The following is a 19,168-nucleotide window of genomic DNA, read 5'->3' on the forward strand; positions in this document are numbered from 1 at the left end:
AGCGCACGTGACTAAGATGCGCTGTCCTCAGGCCCAAGAAGGAGACTTGCCTACCCGTGGCCGAACCTCCCGCAGACCTCTGCTGCGTGTTGCCAGAGCAATACGTGCGCAAAGCCGTCGAAGAATACGGGTGGATTCTGGGTCCAAGGGTGCGACCTGAGCAGTACCAACCCGCAAGTTTGGATCTTCGCCTTGGGCCCTACGCCTATCGCCTGCAGTCAAGCTTCCTTCCCGAGGACGACCGAGTGATGGATCGACTTGCCGGCTCGAACATGGGCCGGATCGACCTCCGTAGCGGTGCAATCCTTGAGAAGCGTCGCCCATACCTCATACCTTTGGTCGAGCAGCTGCGTTTGCCAAAAGGAGTGCGGGCACGCTGCAACCCGCGGAGTTCAACTGGGCGACTCGATATATTCACCAGAACGATTAGTGACAAAAGCCACAGATTCGATGATATAGCCGATGGGTATTCAGGCCAACTCTTCCTTGAGGTGGTGTCTCGCTCCTTCACAATCAGGGTGCGGTCAGGCCTCAGACTGAATCAGGTTCGGCTGATAGCGAGTCCTTCGAGGCTTTCTGATGATGAACTTCTCAAGACCCAAAGTCGGAATCCAATTCTGCACGAGAATGGCGTCCCTTTGCCGGCTGACTCGGTGACAGTTTCTGATGGGTTGTTCTTGAGTGTCGCGCTGGAGGGGGATAGAGCAAAACGGGTAGGCTACGTGGCTAAGAAGAATAGCCGGGAGCTGGATTTGTCGAAAGAATCAGCATATTTGGTGGAGGATTTCTGGGATCCAGTGTATCCGGAAAAAGGAAATCGCCTCATTCTTGAACCCGAAGACTTCTACCTCCTGATTTCGAAGGAGGGAGTTCGTATTCCACCTGAGTTTGCTGCCGAAATGACGGCGTACGACCCTACCAGCGGAGAACTGAGGACCCACTATGCAGGGTTCTTCGACCCGGGGTTTGGGCACGACCCGACTGGCCGACACGGGACAAGGGCCGTCATGGAAGTAAGAGCGCACGACGTGGCGTTCATGATTGAACATGGGCAGAAAGTATGCAAGCTTAGCTTTGAGAAAATGTACGAGCCACCGAACCGCCTCTATGGGCCGGACATCGGGTCGGCCTATCAAGGTCAAATTCGAACGGTGAGCAGGCATTTTCGAGCCACCAGTGTGGAGGTTCGACCACTACCACTAACGGATTTCGAGGCTTCAGCCGACAAAGGCTCTGGCGTTGCGGTGAGCGAGGACCAGTTGAGGATGCTGGCTTCTGATGACGATTCGAAGGGCGCCGATTAGCGTTGGTTTTGATTTACACCTCCTCACGGACGCGCGGTGCCTGGAACGGGGGACTCCTGGGCGTTAGGCCGAGGACGGGCGACCGAACGGTGTTCTATGGGGTCCTCGGCCGGTCGATACGCGGTCACTGATCACGTTAGCGATAGCGCCCGCCGCGGTGGCCTTCTGGCCACCCCAGCGGGCGCCCAGACAATTGCCGACGCCCGGGCCGACAGCGGCTGAGTGTGTCGCCGGCGTGGCCTGCCTCGCTCCCGCCCCGGCGGGCGGGGGCGACGGGGGGGCGGCAGCGTTCTCGAGTGCCTTGGCGATGTGGTCGGGCTTGGACGGCCTGCAGCAGCCCGCTGTCGTCCATGAATTCAATTAGTCCGGAGCCCTGAACGGTTCGCCCTACTTCTGACGCTCGAGTTTCAAATGGGGGCCAGCCCCGGTGTCCAGGGGCCTCCGGCTACTCGCCCCTGGTGTGGCCGTTGACTCCGCGCGCGATATTCGCGCGAACCGCTGGGAGTTAGCCCTGTTTGCAGAGGGGAGACAAGGCCTATTTTGAAGTATAAGTAATCCATTAGCACATCACTACACTGTGGAGCGACGGGGATTCGAACCCCGGACCTCTTCCGTGCGAGGGAAGCGCTCTACCAGCTGAGCTACCGCCCCTAGGGGTTCCTCATTGTAGGCGACCGGCTCGGCCACCCTCCCCGTCCTACCCACAGGACACTCACTCCGCCCGCCGCTCCGCCATCGTTGCAAGGGGCACGCCGGGGGCGGGGCGGGCAGGCGAAAGGGCCCGTGAATCCCGCCCCCTGCAGCCGCTCCGCCAGCTGCCGCTGGGTAGGCCTCAAGCACTGCCACCAGCCTCAGGCAGTGACGTCGGCCCTCGCCCGCCACGCAGTGACTGCCCAGGCCACCGCCATCGTCACCAGGAGGCCCACGAAGCCGAACGCCTGGCTGGGCGTGACGCCGCTCTGGTCGAACCGGCTCCAGAAGTTCGTCGGGAGGAACCCGCCGGTGAACCGGAAGCCCATCCAGGACTGCACCGCCGTCGCCGGGCTCAGCCGAGCCGTGCTGGCGACCCCCCCGACGATCAGGCACACGACGATCACACCCACCACGGTGGCGACCGCCCCCAGGGTGTTGCGGGTGAGGGCGCCGGCCATGACGCCGATCAACGTGAAGGCCGCCAGGACCACGGCCCCCCGGGCCAACTGGCTGGCCGACGACGAGAACCCGGCGAACAGGGGTGAGCCAGCTGCCCCCGGCAGGTGGAAGGCGGCGGCGAGGATCGGCCCCAGGATCGACAGGAGCGCCCACACGACGAGCGTCAGCCCGAGCATGACCAGCCACAGGGCGACCCACTTGGCCGCCAGGACCCGGAGCCGGCGGCCCTCGTGGGTGAGCACGGTCCGGATGGTGCGCCCGCTCCACTCGCCACCGACCGCCGCCCCGGCGAGCAGCGCCACGACGAACACCCCGGGCATCGAGGCCATCATCCCGACCGCCACCTCGCCCACCCGGCCGGGGAGCTCCTGGCGCCGCTCCTCGAGCGCCTGCCGGTTGGCCCCGGCCACCGCCTGGTCCCGCATCGTGACGCAGGCCGGCGCCGACGACCCGTCGCAGGCGGAGTCGATCCGGGGCGAGGCGAGCGACGACGAGGCGTTCGCGGTGGCGCCCCAGAGCAGCAGGCCGAAGAACAACACGGCGGCGATGGCGGTCCCCCACAGCAGGGGCCGGGCGAGCTTGCGCAGCTCAGCGGAGAGCAGCAGCACGCTCGCCCTCCCGGTTGGACAGCTCGAGGAAGCGCTCCTCGAGGCCCGGCTGGACGACCGCCACCGACTCGGCGATCACGCCCGCAGCCACAAGGGCGGCGTTGATCTCCCGGCCGACGCCGTGCTGCACCGTGAGCAGCGCCCCGTCGCACTCGACGCGCCAGAGCTGCAGGGCCGCCCGAGCCGCGGCCACATCGCCCGGCTCGACCACAACCCGGACCCGCCGCCGATCTGCACCGAGCAAAGCCACGGGAGCCTCCTCCACCAGCCGCCCCTGCACCAGGACGGCGACCCGGTCGCACACCTGCTCGACCTCGGCCAGCAGGTGGCTGGACACGAAGACCGTGCCGCCCCCGCCGGCGATCGACCGGAGCAGGCCCCGCACCTCGTGGATGCCGGCCGGGTCCAGACCGTTCGTGGGCTCGTCGAGGAGCAGCAGTGGCGGATCGCCCAGTAGGGCGGCAGCCAGGCCGAGGCGCTGGCGCATGCCCTGCGAGTAGGTCTTGACCTTCCGGTCGGCAACCGCGGCGAGCCCTGCCCGCTCCAGGGCGCGGTCAATGGCGCCGGGCGCCCGCCCCCGTCCCCCCCGCCCCCCGGTCAGCGCGCAGATCTCCAGGTTGGCCCGCCCGGTCTTCCAGGGGTAGAAGGCGGGCTCCTCGATCATCGACCCGACCTCGGCCAACCCGGCGGGCGATGGCACCGGGCGGTCCAGCACCCAGGCCCGGCCCGACGTCGGGCGGACGAGTCCCAGCAGCATGCGGATGGTGGTGGTCTTGCCCGCCCCGTTGGGCCCGAGGAAGCCGTAGACCTGACCCGCCCCGACCTCGAGGTCGAGCCCGTCCACCGCCAGGGTGGAGCCGTATGCCTTGGTGAGCCCGGCGCAACGGATGACCATGCCGACGATGATCCGCCGGCGCCGGGGCGCGCACCATCGGGCATTACCCCTGCCCGACCCTGACCGCCCCCCCGAACCTGCCCGGCGCCCGGGCGGAGCAGGCCCTTAGGCCAGCGCCACCGCCGCCTCGGGGGTGGCAACCCGGAAGGAGAAGCTCTCCTCCAGGTACAGCGCCACCGCCCCGGCGTCGTGCGACGAGTACCCGATCGACAGGTCCTCGCCCGACTCGAAGAGGAAGTCGCCGCCCCGCTGGCTGAGCACGACGGCCCCGGTGACCCCGGGCGACCACACGATCGGCCCGCCGAGGATGGTCCGCAGGTGGTCGAGCAGCAGGACCCCGGCGTGCTCGGCGGTCTCGACGACGGTCAGGTAGGGCTCCGGCCTCAACGCCACGGCGTAGGGCCCGCCGATGCCGGCCTCCTTCAACGTCTCCACCGCTCCGGCGATGACCCGGGGGTACGCCTCGGCGTCTGTGCCCAGCTCGCCCACGGCATGGGGGGTCGCCTGGGTGATGCCCACGATCCCGGCACCCGCCAGCCCGTGGAAGACGGCACCGTTCTCGGCGACGGCCATCAGGCGGGCGGCGTCGTCCAGGGCGTCGAGGTCGATGTCCCGGGCGCCCCGTTCGTAGTCGGCGAGCTCGGCCCGGGAGACGGCGAACGCCGCCCGGAGCTCGACCAGGGGCAGCACCCGGCGCTGGACGGCGGCGACGCCCTCGGGGGACACGCCCTCGAGCGGCACCACCCGGCCGAGGTTGGTGGCCGAGTAGCCCCAGCCGTTCGGGCCGGAGAAGTCCACCAGCGCCCGGGCGGCCAGGGCGGGCGCCAGGCGGGCGGTGGCCTCGCCGTCGATCAGCGCCCAGCCCGCGTCGGTGATCGGGGCCTGGCCCCGCAGGAGATGGCTCACTGGGCACCCCGCTTCCCGCCGATACCCAGCGAGGAGCCCTCGTCGGCCTGCTTGGCCGGGTCGGAGCCGGCCTCCGCGTCCTCGCCGTGCTCGACGATGTCGCCCTCCTGGAACAGCACGCCCCGGGCGATCTCCCGCCATTTGGGCGTGGCCCGCAAGAGGAACTCAAGGTCCATGCTGAAGTGCTTGAACTCCTCCCCCTGGGCGTCGCGCATGATGGCGCGGGCCTGGGGGTTGTCCTCGACGGCGATGCGCTGCTCGTACCAGCCGATGGCCTCCGCCTCCTCGGTGAGCGAGGCGCACATGCGGGCGAAGGTGCGGGTCTGGGCGGGGAGCTCCCCGGGTGGCTCGTGGTACTGGTCGAAGCCCATCGTGTCAGCCTCCTTGTCGGCCCGGGAATACCCCGGGGCAATCGTGGCGAAACGGCCCGAGTGTCAGGGGAGGTCCACTGCCGCCGCCCGGGTCTCGAGGGCCGCCTGGAGCTGGCGCTGGATGACGGTCGTGGTGAGGTCGCCCCGGGTGCGCTCGACGATGGCGCGCATGGCGTCCGATGTCCGCCGGAGCCCGGCGGTCACCGCCTCCGGGTAGTCCATCGACATGAGGAGGTCGTGGATCTCCTCCATGACGCCGAGCAGCTCCTCGGAGCGGTCCAGCTCCCCCCGGCGCAACAGGTCGAGAACGTGGCGGCGCAGCTCGCCGATGGCCTCGCCGAAGCCGTTGAGGTAGGCGGGCGCCTCGAGGCCGAGCTCGGCCGGGCCGGGCAGGGGCAGGCCCCGCACGACGGCCTGGGTCAGGCGGGCTTCGCCGTACTCCTTGGCGGCGTCGTGGAAGAACCCGGCGTAGTGCACGTCGGGATGACCGGCCAGAGCGGTGCGGGCCTCGTCCAGGCAGCGGCGTGCCTCGCTGAGGTTGCGCTCGGTCCCCTCCTCGTCGCCCCGGTGCACGGCCCGGATGGCATTGGCCGACGAGCGCACCGCGCTCCGGCACAGGGGGAGTGCCCGTTCCCGGGCGGCGTTCTTGGCGTCGAGGCTGGCGCGGAGGTCCCGGCCGATGCTGTCGAGGTCCACGTTGGAGAGGCTAGCGGAACCCGGTACCGTCGGCCGGGGGCCGGACGGGCAGCCCTGGCCCCCCGGCAGCGGTCGTCCGGGGCGGGGAGGATGGCGCGATGTCTCCACTGTGGATACATCGCGCCACGTGCCGGCCGCAAAAACCGGCCGGCCGGCCTACAGGCCCTCGGCTTGCGCCCACTCCTCCTGCTCGTCGCGCAGCGACACCCGGCGCGAACCGAACGGCGCCCCGTAGCCCGCGATGTCCGCCGGCAGCTTGGCCGGCGGCCGGGTGGCGACCAGATACATGACGTCCACCAGCAGGATGGCGTCCAGCGCCAGGTTCGCCTTGAGCAGCGCCCCGAGCCCGGGCACGAAGCTGAGCACGAAGGTCCCCGCCGCCATCGCCAGCAGGGCGACGAACACCGTCTTGCGGCGGCGGATCACCGGGTCCTCGCCGGCCCGCGGACCTCGGCCCGAAGAGAGCGCGGGCCGCGGCCGGTAACCACCCCGGCGCCGGGGTGGGGGTGCCGAGAGCACCCAGCGGCCGGCGTTCACCGCCATCGAACGCCTGGCGGCGGCCTTCGAGGGCCGCGCCGGACCCCGGCCGATGGTGTTGTGCTCGAGGGCGGCGAGGTGGCGCCGGAAGGTGTCGGTGGTGGAATGCGGGGTGCGCCGGGAGCGCAGCAGGGAGGGCACGATGACCGCCCCCCACAGCAACGCCAGCAACACGACCAGTACCAACGTCACGCCGCTTCCCCTCCCCACCTGAGGGGCGCCCCCTGGTCACGAGCGCGCCCCTCATCAGCGAGACGGCGACCAGTGCCCGCGGAGTCCGCGCAGCCCCAAGCCACCTACATCCTGTGCCTCGGCCGACCCTAACACCCAACATCTGGTGCTCCCCGGATTTCTGGCACGCGTGTAGTACAGCTGGGGAAGAGGGGAAGTTACACTGTCCAGCGCCGGGCGCCCGGGGACATCCGGCGGCGCCAAGTGTAGCCAGGTCGGCAGGCCCAAGGCAATTCAGGGAAGCCGGGAAGGGGACATCGTGACCGCGTTCGAGCTCTCCTCCGCGCCCGCCCAAGCCGCCCAAACCCCGGTGGTGGTCGTCGGCGCCCACACCGCCCGCCAGCTCACGCCCCAGGCCCAGGAGCTGGATGCCGCCCTCGGGGGAGGCCTGGCGGCCCATCTCGAGGCCACCGGCTTCAAAGGTGAGGTGGGCGACGCCACCACGCTGCCGACGCTCGGCCGGCTGCCGGCCGCCTCTGTGGTCGTCGTGGGCCTCGGACCGGGTGGGCCGGGTGGCTCCGGCGCCGGCGGGCCGGGTGGGCCCACCACCGACGCCCTCCGCCGGGCCGCCGGCACCGCCGCCCGCCGGACGGGCCGGGCGACAGGGGTCACCCTGGCGCTGCCCCAGGTGCCCGGTGGTGCGCAGGCGCAGATCGAGGGGTACCTCCTCGGCTCCTACCGCTTCGACCGCTACAAGTCCTCGGCCGAGCCCCGCAGCGACGCCACCGTGGCCCTCGACGCCACCGAGGCCGACCTGCGGCGGGGCGAGGCCATCGCCGGCGCGGTCAACTGGGCCCGCGGCCTCGTCGCCCAGCCCGCCGGCGACCGCCCCCCGGCCGTGTTCGCCGAGCAGGCCGCCGAGCGGGCGACCGCCGCCGGCCTGCGGGCAGAGGTCCTCGACGAGGCCGAGCTGGCCCGGCGGGGCATGCACGGCATCCTGGGCGTCGGCCAGGGGAGCAGGTTCCCGCCCCGCCTCCTGCTCCTGCACTACGAACCCGAGGGCGCCACTGCCCACCTGGGGGCCATCGGCAAGGGGATCACCTTCGACTCGGGCGGGCTGTCGCTGAAGCCGGCGGAGTCGATGGAGACCATGAAGACCGACTGCTCGGGGGCCGCCGCGGTGGCCGCCGCCCTGTGCGCCCTGCCGGCCCTCGGCCCCCGGATCAAGGTGACCGCCGCGATGCCCATCGCCGAGAACATGCCCGGCGGCTCCGCCATCAAGCCGGGCGACGTGATCCGCCACTACGGCGGCCACACCTCGGAGGTGCTGAACACCGACGCCGAGGGCCGCCTGGTGCTGGCCGACGCCCTCGCCTGGATGGCGGAGCAGAAGCCGGATGCCATGATCGACTTCGCCACCCTGACCGGGGCCATGACCATCGCCCTCGGGCGCAAGGTGGCCGGCTTCTTCGCTACCGAGCCCGCCCTTGCCGCCGAGCTGCAGGCCGCCGCGGAGAACACCGGCGAGCGCATCTGGCAGATGCCGCTGCTGGAGGACCTGCGCCGCCAGGGCGACAGCGAGGTGGCGGACATCAAGAACATCGGCACCCGCTTCGGCGGGGCGATCTTCGCCGCGCTGTTCCTCAAGGAGTTCACCGCCGGGGTGCCCTGGCTGCACGTCGACATCGCCGGGCCGGCGCGCTCCGAAGAGGCCGAGCACCACATCCCCAAGGGGCCGACCGGCATGGGGACCCGCCTGCTGATCGAATGGATCGAGGCCCGGGCCCGCGGGTAAGGCCCACCAACGAAGGAGGAACCGCCATGGAGCTCGATGGGCACCCGACCCACGACCTGGTCACTGAGTTGCAGGCCCGGGGCGCCTCCCTCTACCCGGGGACGGGCCGGGGGCCGAGCGCCCGCTACCTCGACCTCCAGCCGCCGCACGACCCCGACGAGCGCGGCCTGTGGCTCTACCTGCCTCCCGAGGTGTACGACACCGGCTTCGACGAACCGCCGCCCCTGACGTAACCAACGACACGCAACCTAACGCCGACCCGATAGGAGGCCGAGATGACCAAGTGGGAGTACGCGACGGTCCCGATCATCCCGCACGTGGCTGCAGAGATCCTCAACAACTGGGGCGACCAGGGTTGGGAGCTGGTGGCGATCTTCAGCCCGCCCGACGTGGGTGGCGTCGTGGCGTACTTCAAGCGGCCGAAGCAGGACAGCTAAAAAGGCCCGGCATCCAGCGCCGGGCGCATGGCAGGCCGGGAAGGGTGATGCCTTACGAGCGGCCGAGCTCCTCGCCGGACGGTGCTTCCGGCGACCCCGCCGGGGACACCGGGAACAGCTGCCACTCGACGACGTACTCGCCCGCGCGCTGGTCGCGCCCCATCCCAGCCGGTGGCCGGCTGAGCCCGCGCAGGCGCGGTGTAGGGGAGGTCACGGGGTGTTCTACGTGGGTACGGCTCACAGATGCGTCGGTCGGGGGCATCGACCACTTCCTTTCCATGACGTTCCGCCCTGGGACGGGGGATGCCCAGGGTGGGAAAATCACGAGTAGCAGACCGGGAGAATTTTACTACGTATGGCTTCCCTAGAGAAGAGCCGCGAGCCATTTAGTATAACGTCTAGCAAAGAAAGTTTCGCGACTTCGGCGTTTCGCCGCCGTACCAGGCACGGGATCAGGCCTCGGGGCGGGTCCAGGGGCCGCTTTTGCCCCCGGTCTTGGCAATAAGGCCGACCTCTTCGATGGTGATCCCCTTATCGACCGCTTTGCACATATCGTAGATCGTCAGGGATGCGACCGAGGCGGCGACCAGCGCCTCCATCTCCACCCCGGTGCGGTCCCGGGTGCGGACGGTGGCGGTCACCCGCACCCCGCCGTCCTCCAGAGCGAGGTCCACGTCGATCTTCGACAACGCCAACGGATGGCACAGCGGGATGAGATCCGGGGTGCGCTTGGCCGCCATGATGCCGGCGATCTTTGCCACCCCCAGGGCGTCGCCCTTGGTGAGGCCCCCGGCCCGCACCACCGCCACGGTGGCGGGCGACATCCGCACGAAAGCCGCCGCGGTGGCCTCCCGGACGGTGGGCTCCTTGGCCGAGACATCGACCATCACCGCCGCCCCGTCGGGCGTGACGTGCGAGAGTGCGGGCGCTGCGGGGTCCGGGATCGCTGCCCCTCCTGGTGCGGCTACCGACGGCGGACGGCTACGTCAGCTCGGACGGCGGGAACCCGAAGACGGGCTCCGCCAGGTCGGCCCGCTCGGCGGCGAGCTCAAAGTTGGCCTTGAGGAAGCCCTGCTTGTTGCCCACGTCCCAGCGCCGGCCATCGTACCGCTTGGCGTAGAGGCTCCCCCGCCGGGCGAGGACGTCGAGGGCATCGGTGAGCTGGATCTCGCCGATGGCGCCCGGCTCGGTCTTCACCAGGATCTCCATCACCTCGGGCTCCAGCACGTAGCGTCCCACGATCGCCAGGTCCGAAGGGGCCTGGTCCACCGGGGGCTTCTCCACCAGCGAGCGCACCTTCATCGGGTCGGCGGTGACATCCTCGGCGTCGATGACCCCGTAGCGCGAGATGTGCTCGTGGGGCACCTCCATGCCGGCGATCACGCTGGCCTGGCGCTCGTCGAAGACCTCCGCCATCTCGGCCATGAACCGGGTGCCGGGGTCGAAGAGCTCGTCGGGCAGGATGACAGCGAAGGGCTCGTTGCCCACGAAGTTGCGGGCACACGCCACGGCATGGCCCAAGCCCAGGGGGCGGTGCTGGGTGATGTAGTAGATGTCGGCCAGCTCCGTCGGCTTCCGCACCGAGGCCAGCGCCTCCGTCTTGCCTGCCGCCTCCAGGGCGGCCTCCAACTCGGGGGCGGGCGAGAAGTGGTCGGAGATGGCGCCTTGGCCGTGCGACACCACGATGCAGATCCGGTCGATGCCCGCCCGGACCAACTCCTCGACGGCGTACTGGATCACGGGGCGGTCGACGACGGGCAGCAGCACCTTGGGCACCGCCTTGGACACCGGGAGGAAGCGGGTGCCGAAGCCGGCGGCGGGGATCACTGCTTTGCGGATGGGCATGGTGTCTTCATTTCCCGTTGAGCAACAGGCAAACCGGTGTGGGGCATTCCTCAGCCGACCGACGTCGCCCGGTGCTCCTCGGCCTCATAGATGACGGTGCGGTTCTTGCCCCGGGCCTTGGCCTCGTAGAGGGCCACGTCGGCGGCCCGCAGCAGGGCGGTCTGGTCGGTGCCGGCCTTCGGGAACGACGCCAGACCCACCGAGATCGTCACGGGCACCGCCGCTTCCCGGGCGAAGCGGGCCTGGGCCACCCGCTTGCGGATCTTCTCGGCCACCAGGAAGCCGCCGTCGGTGTCGGTCTCGGGGAGGATCAGCACGAACTCCTCACCGCCGTAGCGGGCCAGCACGTCGATGTCGCGGATCTCGGAGCGCACCCGGCGCGCCAGCTCCATGAGCACAGCGTCGCCCACCGGGTGGCCGAAGGTGTCGTTGATGGCCTTGAAGTCGTCGATGTCGCACAGCAGCAGGCAGAACGGCCGCCGGAAGCGGGCCGACCGGTCCATTTCCTGGTCGAAGCGGAGCTGGAAGTACCGGTGGTTCCAGATGCCGGTCATCGAGTCGGTGATCGCCAGGCGCTGGGCCTCCTCGTGCAGCACCACGTTGTCGATGGCCACCCCGGCCTGGTCGGCCAGCGACGACAGGGTGTCGAGGTCGCGTTCAGCGAACGCGACGCCGTCCTCCCGGTCGTAGAGCGCCAGCACGGCGAAGATCCGCCCCTGGGCGAACACCGGCACCCACACGGCGGATTCGAACGGCGGCTCGACCGCCGCCGCCGGGGGGAGCACCGTCCGGCCCTCGTCTTCAAGTGACGCCCGCAGGGGCTCGCCGCTCAGCGCCACCGCCCCGGCGATGCCCTCGCCCGCTCCCAGGCGCAGGTTCTCGGTGGGCACGCCCCGCCCGGCAGCCACGGTCAGCTGGCCGTCGAAGGGCCCCTCGGGGTGGACCACGAACAGCACGCCGGCGCTCGCCCGCAGCGTGTCGATGCTGGTGTCCAGCACCACCTGGAGGATCTTGTCGAGGTCGTGGGTGGAGCGCAGCGTGTCGCCGAAGCGGGTCAGGGAACGGCGCAGCTCCTCCCGGGAATCCTGCAGCTGGGCGACGTGGGCGGCGAGGCGCTCGGTCATCTCGTTGAAGGCATGGGCCAGCTGGCCGACCTCATCGGCGGAGCGCACCTCGATGCGGGTCTCGTAGTTGCCCGCCGAGATGGCGTCGGCACCGGCGGCCAGCTGACGCAGGGGACCGGCTATGGCGTGCGCCACGGCGTAGCCGACCAGCCCGGCGGCCAGGGCGGCCAGAGCGAGCACGATGAGGATGGAGGCGACGTTTTCGCCCGTCTGCGTCGGCGGGGCGATCCCGCCGGTGACCACGACGGCGCCGGTCGAGACCGGAACCCCGCCGGTCAACGGGGCCACCAGGGCGTCCACCGACTTGTGGAGCATCGTGGTCCGCAAGGGGGTGGAGCTGAACCCGGCGCCGCTCTGCAGGGTGACCGGCATCGGCCAGGCCGCAGTCTGCACCGGGACCTGGACCGACGAGCCCACGGCCTGCCCGTTGACCACGAAAGTCACGCCCAGCTTCTGGCCCACGGTGAAGGAGTCGGCGAAGGCGTTGTCGAGATACAGCCCGCCGATCAGCGTGGCGACCACGGTCTGCGACCCCGCCGTGGTGATGGGCACGATGGACTTGGCCACCAGGAGCTGCGTGGGGGTCGGGATGGTGGTGGTGGCCGGGGTCACGAGGTCCGTGACCGTGGGCGCATTGATCCCGGGGAGGTACAGGGGCTGCCCCAGGACGCTCACCGGCGGCTGGTCGGGCCAGGCGAGGATGAGGAAGTTGAGCAGCCCGGTGGCCGGGGAGGTGGCCAGGCGCAGGTCGGCCTGGAGCGCCCCCCGGTCGCCCGCCGCGAGGTCCGCCTGAAACTTGGGATCGGCCCCCACCTGGGTGATGGCCGCGCGGATGGTGGACACCCGCTGGGTATACAGCTGCATCACGGTCGGTTGGGCGGCCGCGACCTGGTTGCGGTTGGCGGCGTTGATGACGTCGATCCCGGTGCGGTACGCGAGGACCCCGACCACAGCCAGCGGCACAACCACAGCTATCGCGATGAAGCTCAAGAGCCTCGACTGAAGCGACAAACCGGTCCCCTTACCCGTCGTCGGCTACCGGCAAGAACGTTGCCCCTTTGGATTCCTCGGAGGTTTGGGCCGCGAACTTTACCGATCGACGCTAATTGGTCCACGCATCGCTGGCCGTGTGGGCCGCTGTCATACTGGTACCGGCCCATCCGGCCAATGCTGTCCACGTCTGGCTGCAGGAGAACCTGGCAGTGCCCACCTACGTATATGAGTGCACCTCGTGCAAGAACCGATCCGAGGCTGTGCAGAAGTTCTCGGACCCCCCGCTGGAGACCTGCGAGCAGTGTGGCGGCGAGCTCCGGCGGGTGATCTTTCCGGCGAGCATCCAGTTCAAAGGCTCCGGCTTCTATTCCACCGACAATCGCCGGCCGGCGGGTGCTGCGAAGGCGAAACCCGGCGACAAAGAAAAGGGCGGCTCGGGGTCGGGCGACGGGGCGAAGGGCGAGTCCTCCTCCGGGAAGTCGGGGAACTCCTCGGGCGGCTCTTCGGGCGGCTCGGGCGGCAAGTCGGGCGGCTCGTCGGCCACCAGGACCGCCGAGAAGTCGGCCTAGCCGGCCTTTCTGTTCCATGGCGGCCACAGCCGAGATCGGGCTGATCGGCGGGTCGGGCTTCTACCGCTTCCTCGACGCCACCCGCGAGGTCACCATCGACACGCCGTACGGACCGCCCTCCGATGCCCTTTCCGTGGGCGAGGTGGCCGGGCGCCCGGTGGCCTTCCTCCCCCGCCACGGGCGCGGCCACACCATCCCCCCGCACCGAATCAACTACCGGGCGAACCTGTGGGCGTTCGCATCGCTGGGGGTGAGCCGGGTGCTGGCCCCGTGCGCGGTGGGCTCCCTGCGGCCCGACCTGGCCCCGGGCACCTTCGTGGTCTGCGACCAGCTGGTGGACCGAACGTGGGGGCGGGCGGACACCTACTTCGACGGCCCCGAGGTCACCCACGTCTCGCTGGCCGACCCGTACTGCCCCGAGTTGCGGGCGCTGGCGGCCTCGTGCCTGGAGCGGCTGGGCCTCCCCCTGGTGGCATCGGGGACCGGGGTGGCGATCCAGGGACCCCGGTTCTCGACCCGGGCGGAGAGCGCCTTCTACACCGCCCAGGGCTGGGACGTCATCGGGATGACCCAGTACCCGGAGGCCGCCCTGGCCCGGGAACAGGAGCTGTGCCTGCTCAACCTCTCCCTGGTGACCGACTACGACGTCGGCCTGGAGGGCATGGCCCCGGTTACCACGGCGGAGGTGGTGGCCATCCTGCGCCAGAACAACGACCGCCTGCGGGGGCTGCTGGCGGAGCTGATCCCCCGCATCCCGGCCACCCGGGGGTGCGCCTGCGGGTCGGCCCTGGCCGATGCCCAGCTCTGAGCCGGGGGCCGATCCGGCGGCCGACTCGGGGCCCAGGCAGGAGGTAGCCGGTCAGGTGGATCGGCTGGGCGAACTGGCCCTGCTCATCGCCGGGCACCTGGCCGACGACGCCGGCTTCGGCGCCACCCGCCTGAACAAGGCCCTGTTCCTCACCGACTTCCTGCACTACAAGCGCTACGGCTCGTCCGTGAGCGGGGCGGTGTACGAGCGCCTGCCCCGGGCCCCGGCGCCCCGGGGCATCGTGGAGGTGCGAGAGCGGCTGGTCACACAGGGCGATGCCCGGCTGCAGGTCGCCGGGTACCTCGGCTACCTGCAGCACCGCTTGGTGGCGGTGCGCCCCCCGGGCGGCGGCACCTTCGGCCGGACCGAACTCGAGGTGGCCGCCCAGGTCTGCGGGGTGCTGCAGGGACACTCCCACCTCAACCCGCTCGGCTGGCAGTTGGCCGCCGAGCGGGAGGAGATCCCCTACCCCTCCGCCTTCCTGGCCTCGGTGGCCCCGGTGCGGGACGACCTGGTGCGCGGGGCGGCGCTGGCTGCTGCCCTCGGGCTGGCCGGGCCGGGCGCCGGTGGCGGGCCGGGCGCCGCGGGCGCTGGTGGCGGGGCTGGCCGGCGGCGGGCGATGGACCCGCTGCACCGGGTACTGCGCGCGGTGCACTACGAGTGCCCGCGGCCGGCGGCCGCGGTGCGGGGCGAGGAGGTGCGGGCCGGAGTGGAGTGGGCACTCGCCCGCTGGCCTGAGGGCGTCCACCGCATCCCCGGCACCCGGCTGCACGAGGTGCGGACCGAGTGGCCCGTCCCCGCCCTGCGGGTGTGGTTCACGCTCGGGGACGAGCCCCGGGCGACGGTGTGGGCCGTGGACGAGGTGGCACCCTACGCCGACGAAGAGGACGGTTCCGACTGACGGCCCTCCTGTGCATGTCAACGGGATTCTGTGTACATCGGAGGCCACATAGGACCCCTGGATGTACACAGAATCCAAAACCCCCCGAGCGCGTCTAGGCTGCACAGCATGCGTGCCGCCTGGTATGAGCGCACCGGACCCGCCGCCCAGGTGCTGGCCGTCGGCGAGATGCCCACACCCGAGCCCGGGCCGGGCGAGGTGCGCATCCGGCTCGCCACCTCGGGCATCAACCCGGGCGACGTCAAGAAGCGCCGGGGCTGGATGGGGGCCACGATGCCCTACCCGCGGGTGATCCCGCACAGCGACGGGGCGGGAGTCATCGAGGCCGCCGGCCCCCACGCCAGCGACGACCGCGTCGGGCAGCGGGTGTGGTGCTACGGCGCCCAGTCCGACCGCCCCTTCGGCACCGCGGCTGAGTACGTCTGCCTCCCTGAGTCCCAGGCCGTCCCCCTGCCGCCCGTCGTGGACGACGCCCAGGGCGCCTGCCTGGGCATCCCGGGCATCACCGCGCATTGGGCGGTGCACGCCGACGGGCCCGTCGCGGGCCAGACGATCGTCGTCGCCGGGGCCGCCGGCTCGGTGGGCCGGGCCGCCGTGGCGTTTGCCCGGCGGGGCGGGGCCACAGTCATCGCCACCGTCACGCACGACCCCGGCGGGGGCGCCCCCCGGGCCCACCACGTCGTCGACCTGGCGAATGAACCCCTGGAGGACGCCGTCCGCAGGATCCTGGGCAGGGCGTCCGTGGACCGGGTGATCGAGGTCGCCTTCGGCGCCAACGCCGCCGCCGACGGGGCGATCCTGCGCCCAGGGGGCATCATCGCCGCCTACGCCACCGACGACCCGGGGGCGCCGTTCCCGTTCTGGCCGCTGTTGTTCAACAACGTCGTCGTGCGCCTGCTGGGCAGCGACGGCTTCCCGCCCGAGGTGAAGGCGGCCGGCGCCCACGAGTGCAGCCGGGCGGCGGCGGACCGCGACCTCGTCTACCCGATCGCCGCCCGGTTCCCGCTGGAGCAGATCGCCCGGGCGCACGAGGCGGTGGAGCATCCCGCTGCCCCGGGCAGGGTCATCATCGACCTGTAAGAACGTCAGAAGCGTAGGATCACGCCGAATCGACAAACCGAGAAACCCATGGTAGACAGAGGGCACCTGGGCCGGTGGGCGGCCCGCAGGGCTCGACTCCGCGGCCAAGGAGAGATGGGTGCAAGTCGTCGATCTTGGTGACCTCTACGTCCTGAACAACGCCTCCAAGTACCTGGCCCGCGCCTTCCTGGACGCCCGGCACAACTACGGGCAGTTCCCGGCCGGGGACCCGCGGGCCTACATCGCCGAGAGTTGGCGCTTCCCGATCGTCGATGCCTGGGCGGACGGGACCAACTTCGTGCCCGACTACGCCTTGAACTCGGTCACCTTCGTCTACCCCGTCTTCCCGAACACCGCCACGCCGAAGGCGGTGTCCGTGATCGGCACCTTCGGCACCCTCTTCGAGCCCATCGACCTCAAGCCGGTGGCGGGCGAGCCCCTCTGGGCGGTGACCATCATCCTGCCCAAGGGCCGGGCCTACACCTACCAGTACCTGGTGGACGGCGTTCCCACGCTGGACCCGGTCAACCCGCAGCGAGTGGAGCTGGACAACGGCAGGATCTGGTCGCGGCTGTTCACCGACCTGTGCAGCATCCCGATCACCTTCGAGGACTGGGAGCTGACCCTGCTGGACCGCCTCACCCAGCGCATCCTGCCGTTCCACACCGACGCCGGCCAGAACTTCCTGCGCCGCTTCGTCGATTCGCTGGCCGGCGCCGACAAGGAAACGCAGTACGCCAAGGCCTTCCGCCTGGACGAGCCGGTCGGGGTCGTGAACTTCCTCGACAAGTTGCTGGCCAAGCAGGAGAACCACCGCCTGGAGGACTACCGGCTCTGCCTGGTGCAGATTGACCGGGTGGTGCGGGCCAACTACCCCTACGCCGAGCCGCAGGACATGCCCGACCAGGTCTTCGACGACCTCTACGGCCAGATGGCCAGCGGCAACGTGGCGGGCTGGGACACCGGCGCCTACGGCAACCCGGCGTTCTTCCTCAAGCTGCTGCGCCGCCACGCCTACGAAGGGGCCTTCACCCACCCCAAGTACGGCGGCAACGCCGGGGCGGCGGGCTGGGAGTACCTGGAGGGGCGCTTCACCGATGCCTCCGGCAACACCCTCTTCAACTGGGAACGGATCATGGAGCCGCCCCTCGGCGCCAGCACGGACTACCGCGGATGAGCGACCAGACCAGCTTCGACGTCGTCATCATCGGCAGCGGCGCCGGCGGCGCCCCCATCGCCAACATCCTGGCGAAGGCGGGCAAGAGCGTGCTGGTGCTGGACAAGGGGCCGCTGCTGCGCCCGCAGTACCAGGACCCCACCGGCCTGTCCGGCTTCAAGCGGGACGAGATGTTCTCCACCGGCCCCGAGAAGATCATCCACGTACCGGGCGTGGTCAACGACGGCGACTCCTACTACGGCAGCCACGTCGAGCCCGATGTCAACGACGAGCCCCATGTCTACCGGGATGCAAATGGCCAGGACCGGGCGACGATCGAGGGCTACACCGCCCAGGTGGTGGGCGGGGGCACGCAGCTGTACGGCGGCGTCTCGCTGCGCTTCACCGCCACCGACATGGCACTCGCCAGTTTCAACGCCGGCCGCACCGACCTGAAACAGGACCCTAACGGTGACGTTGAACGTGAGAGTCGGGACTGGCCGATCACCTACAACGACCTGGAGCCGTACTACTGCAAGGCGGAACAACTCGTGGGCATCAACGGGACCCGGGCCAACCAGCTGAAGCCCGCCAGCGTCGACTACTACCAGACCCCGCTCGACCCCAACCCGATCAGCCAGTTCGCCGCCGCCGGCATGGACGGCCTGGGCATGGCCCGCTACCGCACCCCGCTGGCGGTCATCACCCAGGACCACGCCCCCAGCGGGCGCAAGGCAGGCGACTCCCGCACCGCCTTCGTCAACAGGTACGGGGATCCCCTTGGCTACAAGTCGAACACCTGGGTGTCGCTGCTGACGCCGGTGTCCACCCTGCCGAACTTCGAGCTCCGGCCCAACTGCGTGGTCACCCTGCTGGAGAGCGACGGCGGCTCCAAGGTCACCAAGGTGCACTACCTCAGCCCGGGCGGTACCCCGACCACCGTGACCGGCACCATCGTGGTGGTGGCGTGCTCGGCCATCGAGACCGTCCGCCTGCTCCTGCTGTCCGGCGAGTCGGACGCCAACTTCGGCGGGCGGGTCAACCAGAGCGGCCTGCTGGGCACCTACTTCCTCACCCACTGCTTCGGCGGGGGCCAGGCGGTGGTCCCGGGCCGCTTCGACAAGTCGGTGTCGCTGGACTCGGACTGGGCGACCGACCACTGCGCCAGCGACGACTTCCTCAAGGCCAACGGCATGTGGGCGGGCGGGGCGATCTACAACAACACCTCGGACGAGGCCCTGCCCTTGGCGCTCGGCCGCACCCACGGCGCCCAGGACCTCGACACCATCTGGCAGGGCTTCATCAACGACACGTCGCTGATCGGCGAGAACATGATGGCGTTCCTGGACACCAACGTCGGCAGCCGCCTGTCGCTGGCGTTCATGGCCAACCAGGTGCCCCAGCGGACCAACCGCATCGAGCTGCACCCCACGGTCACCGACAAGTGGGGGCGCAAGGTGGCCCACATCATCAAGGACTGGCACAGCCACGACGTCTACGTGATGAACACCCTGGCGGACCAGTGCGACCAGATCCTGCACAAGGGCATCGGCCCGAGCGGCTCCGACTTCTCCCACGGCGCCATCTGGCAGGCCTCCAACGCCCCGGCCCGCATGGCCAACCACATCATGGGCGGCGCCCGCTTCGGCAAGGACCCCAAGGACTCGGTGCTGGATCCCAGCTGCAAGGCGTGGAACTTCGACAACCTCTACGTCACCGACGGCTCCTTCATGCCGACGTCGGGCGGGGGCAACCCCACGCTCACCATCGAGGCCAACTCCTTCCGGGTGGCCGACATCCTCCTGAAGCAGCTGTAGGGG

General features: G+C 70.2%; 18 protein-coding genes, 1 tRNA gene and 1 pseudogene. 10 read left to right on the forward strand and 10 right to left on the reverse strand.

Annotated features, from left to right (window positions below; all coding sequences use genetic code 11):
* Positions 1-86 precede the first annotated feature (86 nt).
* Positions 87-1,304, forward strand: coding sequence for a 2'-deoxycytidine 5'-triphosphate deaminase (locus tag VFW71_10265; GenBank protein ID HEU5003146.1), 1,218 nt, complete (start codon positions 87-89; stop codon positions 1,302-1,304).
* A gap of 578 nt (positions 1,305-1,882) precedes the next feature.
* Here the strand turns inward: VFW71_10265 and VFW71_10270 are convergent.
* The 7 genes and pseudogenes from VFW71_10270 to VFW71_10300 form a co-directional block, all read right to left on the reverse strand.
* Positions 1,883-1,955 (reverse strand) — tRNA-Ala (locus tag VFW71_10270).
* 200 nt (positions 1,956-2,155) lie between these two features.
* Positions 2,156-3,064: an ABC transporter permease subunit gene (locus VFW71_10275; GenBank protein ID HEU5003147.1), complete on the reverse strand. Its 909-nt coding sequence runs from the start codon at positions 3,062-3,064 to the stop codon at positions 2,156-2,158.
* Positions 3,045-3,959 (reverse strand): ATP-binding cassette domain-containing protein, encoded by a 915-nt coding sequence (locus VFW71_10280; protein HEU5003148.1) that lies wholly within the window; start codon positions 3,957-3,959, stop codon positions 3,045-3,047. Before VFW71_10280 ends, VFW71_10275 begins: the two co-directional genes overlap by 20 nt.
* A 105-nt stretch (positions 3,960-4,064) precedes the next feature.
* On the reverse strand, positions 4,065-4,865 hold the full coding sequence (locus VFW71_10285; GenBank protein ID HEU5003149.1) for a family 1 encapsulin nanocompartment shell protein: 801 nt from the start codon (positions 4,863-4,865) through the stop codon (positions 4,065-4,067).
* A gap of 80 nt (positions 4,866-4,945) precedes the next feature.
* Positions 4,946-5,236: pseudogene (locus VFW71_10290) on the reverse strand (hypothetical protein).
* Positions 5,237-5,299: 63 nt separating this feature from the next.
* Positions 5,300-5,932 carry a haloacid dehalogenase gene (locus VFW71_10295; protein HEU5003150.1) on the reverse strand — a complete coding sequence of 211 codons (633 nt, stop codon included), beginning with the start codon at positions 5,930-5,932 and terminating at the stop codon, positions 5,300-5,302.
* A 156-nt stretch (positions 5,933-6,088) separates the two neighbouring features.
* Entirely contained in the window at positions 6,089-6,661 is a 573-nt protein-coding gene (locus tag VFW71_10300; protein ID HEU5003151.1) for a hypothetical protein, read from the reverse strand.
* 298 nt (positions 6,662-6,959) lie between these two features.
* Here VFW71_10300 and VFW71_10305 point away from each other — a divergent pair, with 298 nt between their 5' ends.
* Genes VFW71_10305 through VFW71_10315 form a run of 3 tightly spaced genes read left to right on the forward strand, consistent with a single transcriptional unit; the run spans position 6,960 to position 8,872 of the window.
* Entirely contained in the window at positions 6,960-8,435 is a 1,476-nt protein-coding gene (locus VFW71_10305) for a leucyl aminopeptidase (GenBank protein ID HEU5003152.1), read from the forward strand.
* Between the two features lie 26 nt (positions 8,436-8,461).
* Positions 8,462-8,668, forward strand: coding sequence for a hypothetical protein (locus VFW71_10310; GenBank protein HEU5003153.1), 207 nt, complete (start codon positions 8,462-8,464; stop codon positions 8,666-8,668).
* 42 nt (positions 8,669-8,710) lie between these two features.
* On the forward strand, positions 8,711-8,872 hold the full coding sequence (locus VFW71_10315; GenBank protein HEU5003154.1) for a DUF4177 domain-containing protein: 162 nt from the start codon (positions 8,711-8,713) through the stop codon (positions 8,870-8,872).
* Positions 8,873-9,324: 452 nt separating this feature from the next.
* Here VFW71_10315 and moaC read toward each other — a convergent pair whose 3' ends face one another.
* From moaC to VFW71_10330, 3 genes are read right to left on the reverse strand one after another with little or no spacing between them, the layout of a single operon-like run.
* Positions 9,325-9,816, reverse strand: coding sequence for a cyclic pyranopterin monophosphate synthase MoaC (moaC, locus tag VFW71_10320; protein HEU5003155.1), 492 nt, complete (start codon positions 9,814-9,816; stop codon positions 9,325-9,327).
* Positions 9,817-9,853: 37 nt separating this feature from the next.
* The gene (locus tag VFW71_10325) at positions 9,854-10,717 is read right to left on the reverse strand and encodes a UTP--glucose-1-phosphate uridylyltransferase (GenBank protein ID HEU5003156.1); all 864 of its coding nucleotides are present in this window, start codon (positions 10,715-10,717) and stop codon (positions 9,854-9,856) included.
* A gap of 50 nt (positions 10,718-10,767) precedes the next feature.
* Positions 10,768-12,810: a diguanylate cyclase gene (locus VFW71_10330; protein HEU5003157.1), complete on the reverse strand. Its 2,043-nt coding sequence runs from the start codon at positions 12,808-12,810 to the stop codon at positions 10,768-10,770.
* A gap of 233 nt (positions 12,811-13,043) precedes the next feature.
* On the opposite strand from VFW71_10330, the gene VFW71_10335 reads away from it, so the two are divergent.
* From VFW71_10335 to VFW71_10360, 6 genes are all read left to right on the forward strand, one after another.
* A complete protein-coding gene (locus tag VFW71_10335) occupies positions 13,044-13,403 on the forward strand; it encodes an FmdB family zinc ribbon protein (GenBank protein ID HEU5003158.1) in 360 nt (119 codons plus the stop codon).
* Positions 13,404-13,419: 16 nt separating this feature from the next.
* On the forward strand, positions 13,420-14,211 hold the full coding sequence (locus VFW71_10340) for an S-methyl-5'-thioadenosine phosphorylase (GenBank protein ID HEU5003159.1): 792 nt from the start codon (positions 13,420-13,422) through the stop codon (positions 14,209-14,211).
* A 55-nt stretch (positions 14,212-14,266) separates the two neighbouring features.
* Positions 14,267-15,112, forward strand: a complete 846-nt coding sequence (locus VFW71_10345; GenBank protein ID HEU5003160.1) for a hypothetical protein — start codon at positions 14,267-14,269, stop codon at positions 15,110-15,112.
* A gap of 108 nt (positions 15,113-15,220) precedes the next feature.
* A complete protein-coding gene (locus VFW71_10350) occupies positions 15,221-16,192 on the forward strand; it encodes an NADPH:quinone reductase (protein HEU5003161.1) in 972 nt (323 codons plus the stop codon).
* A gap of 118 nt (positions 16,193-16,310) precedes the next feature.
* Complete coding sequence (locus VFW71_10355; protein ID HEU5003162.1) at positions 16,311-17,369, forward strand: gluconate 2-dehydrogenase subunit 3 family protein; 1,059 nt, start codon at positions 16,311-16,313, stop codon at positions 17,367-17,369.
* Positions 17,366-19,165, forward strand: a complete 1,800-nt coding sequence (locus VFW71_10360) for a GMC family oxidoreductase (protein ID HEU5003163.1) — start codon at positions 17,366-17,368, stop codon at positions 19,163-19,165. Before VFW71_10355 ends, VFW71_10360 begins: the two co-directional genes overlap by 4 nt.
* Positions 19,166-19,168: the final 3 nt, after the last annotated feature.

Source organism: Actinomycetota bacterium, from assembly GCA_035765775.1.
Classification (GTDB): domain Bacteria; phylum Actinomycetota; class CADDZG01; order JAHWKV01; family JAOPZY01; genus DASTWV01.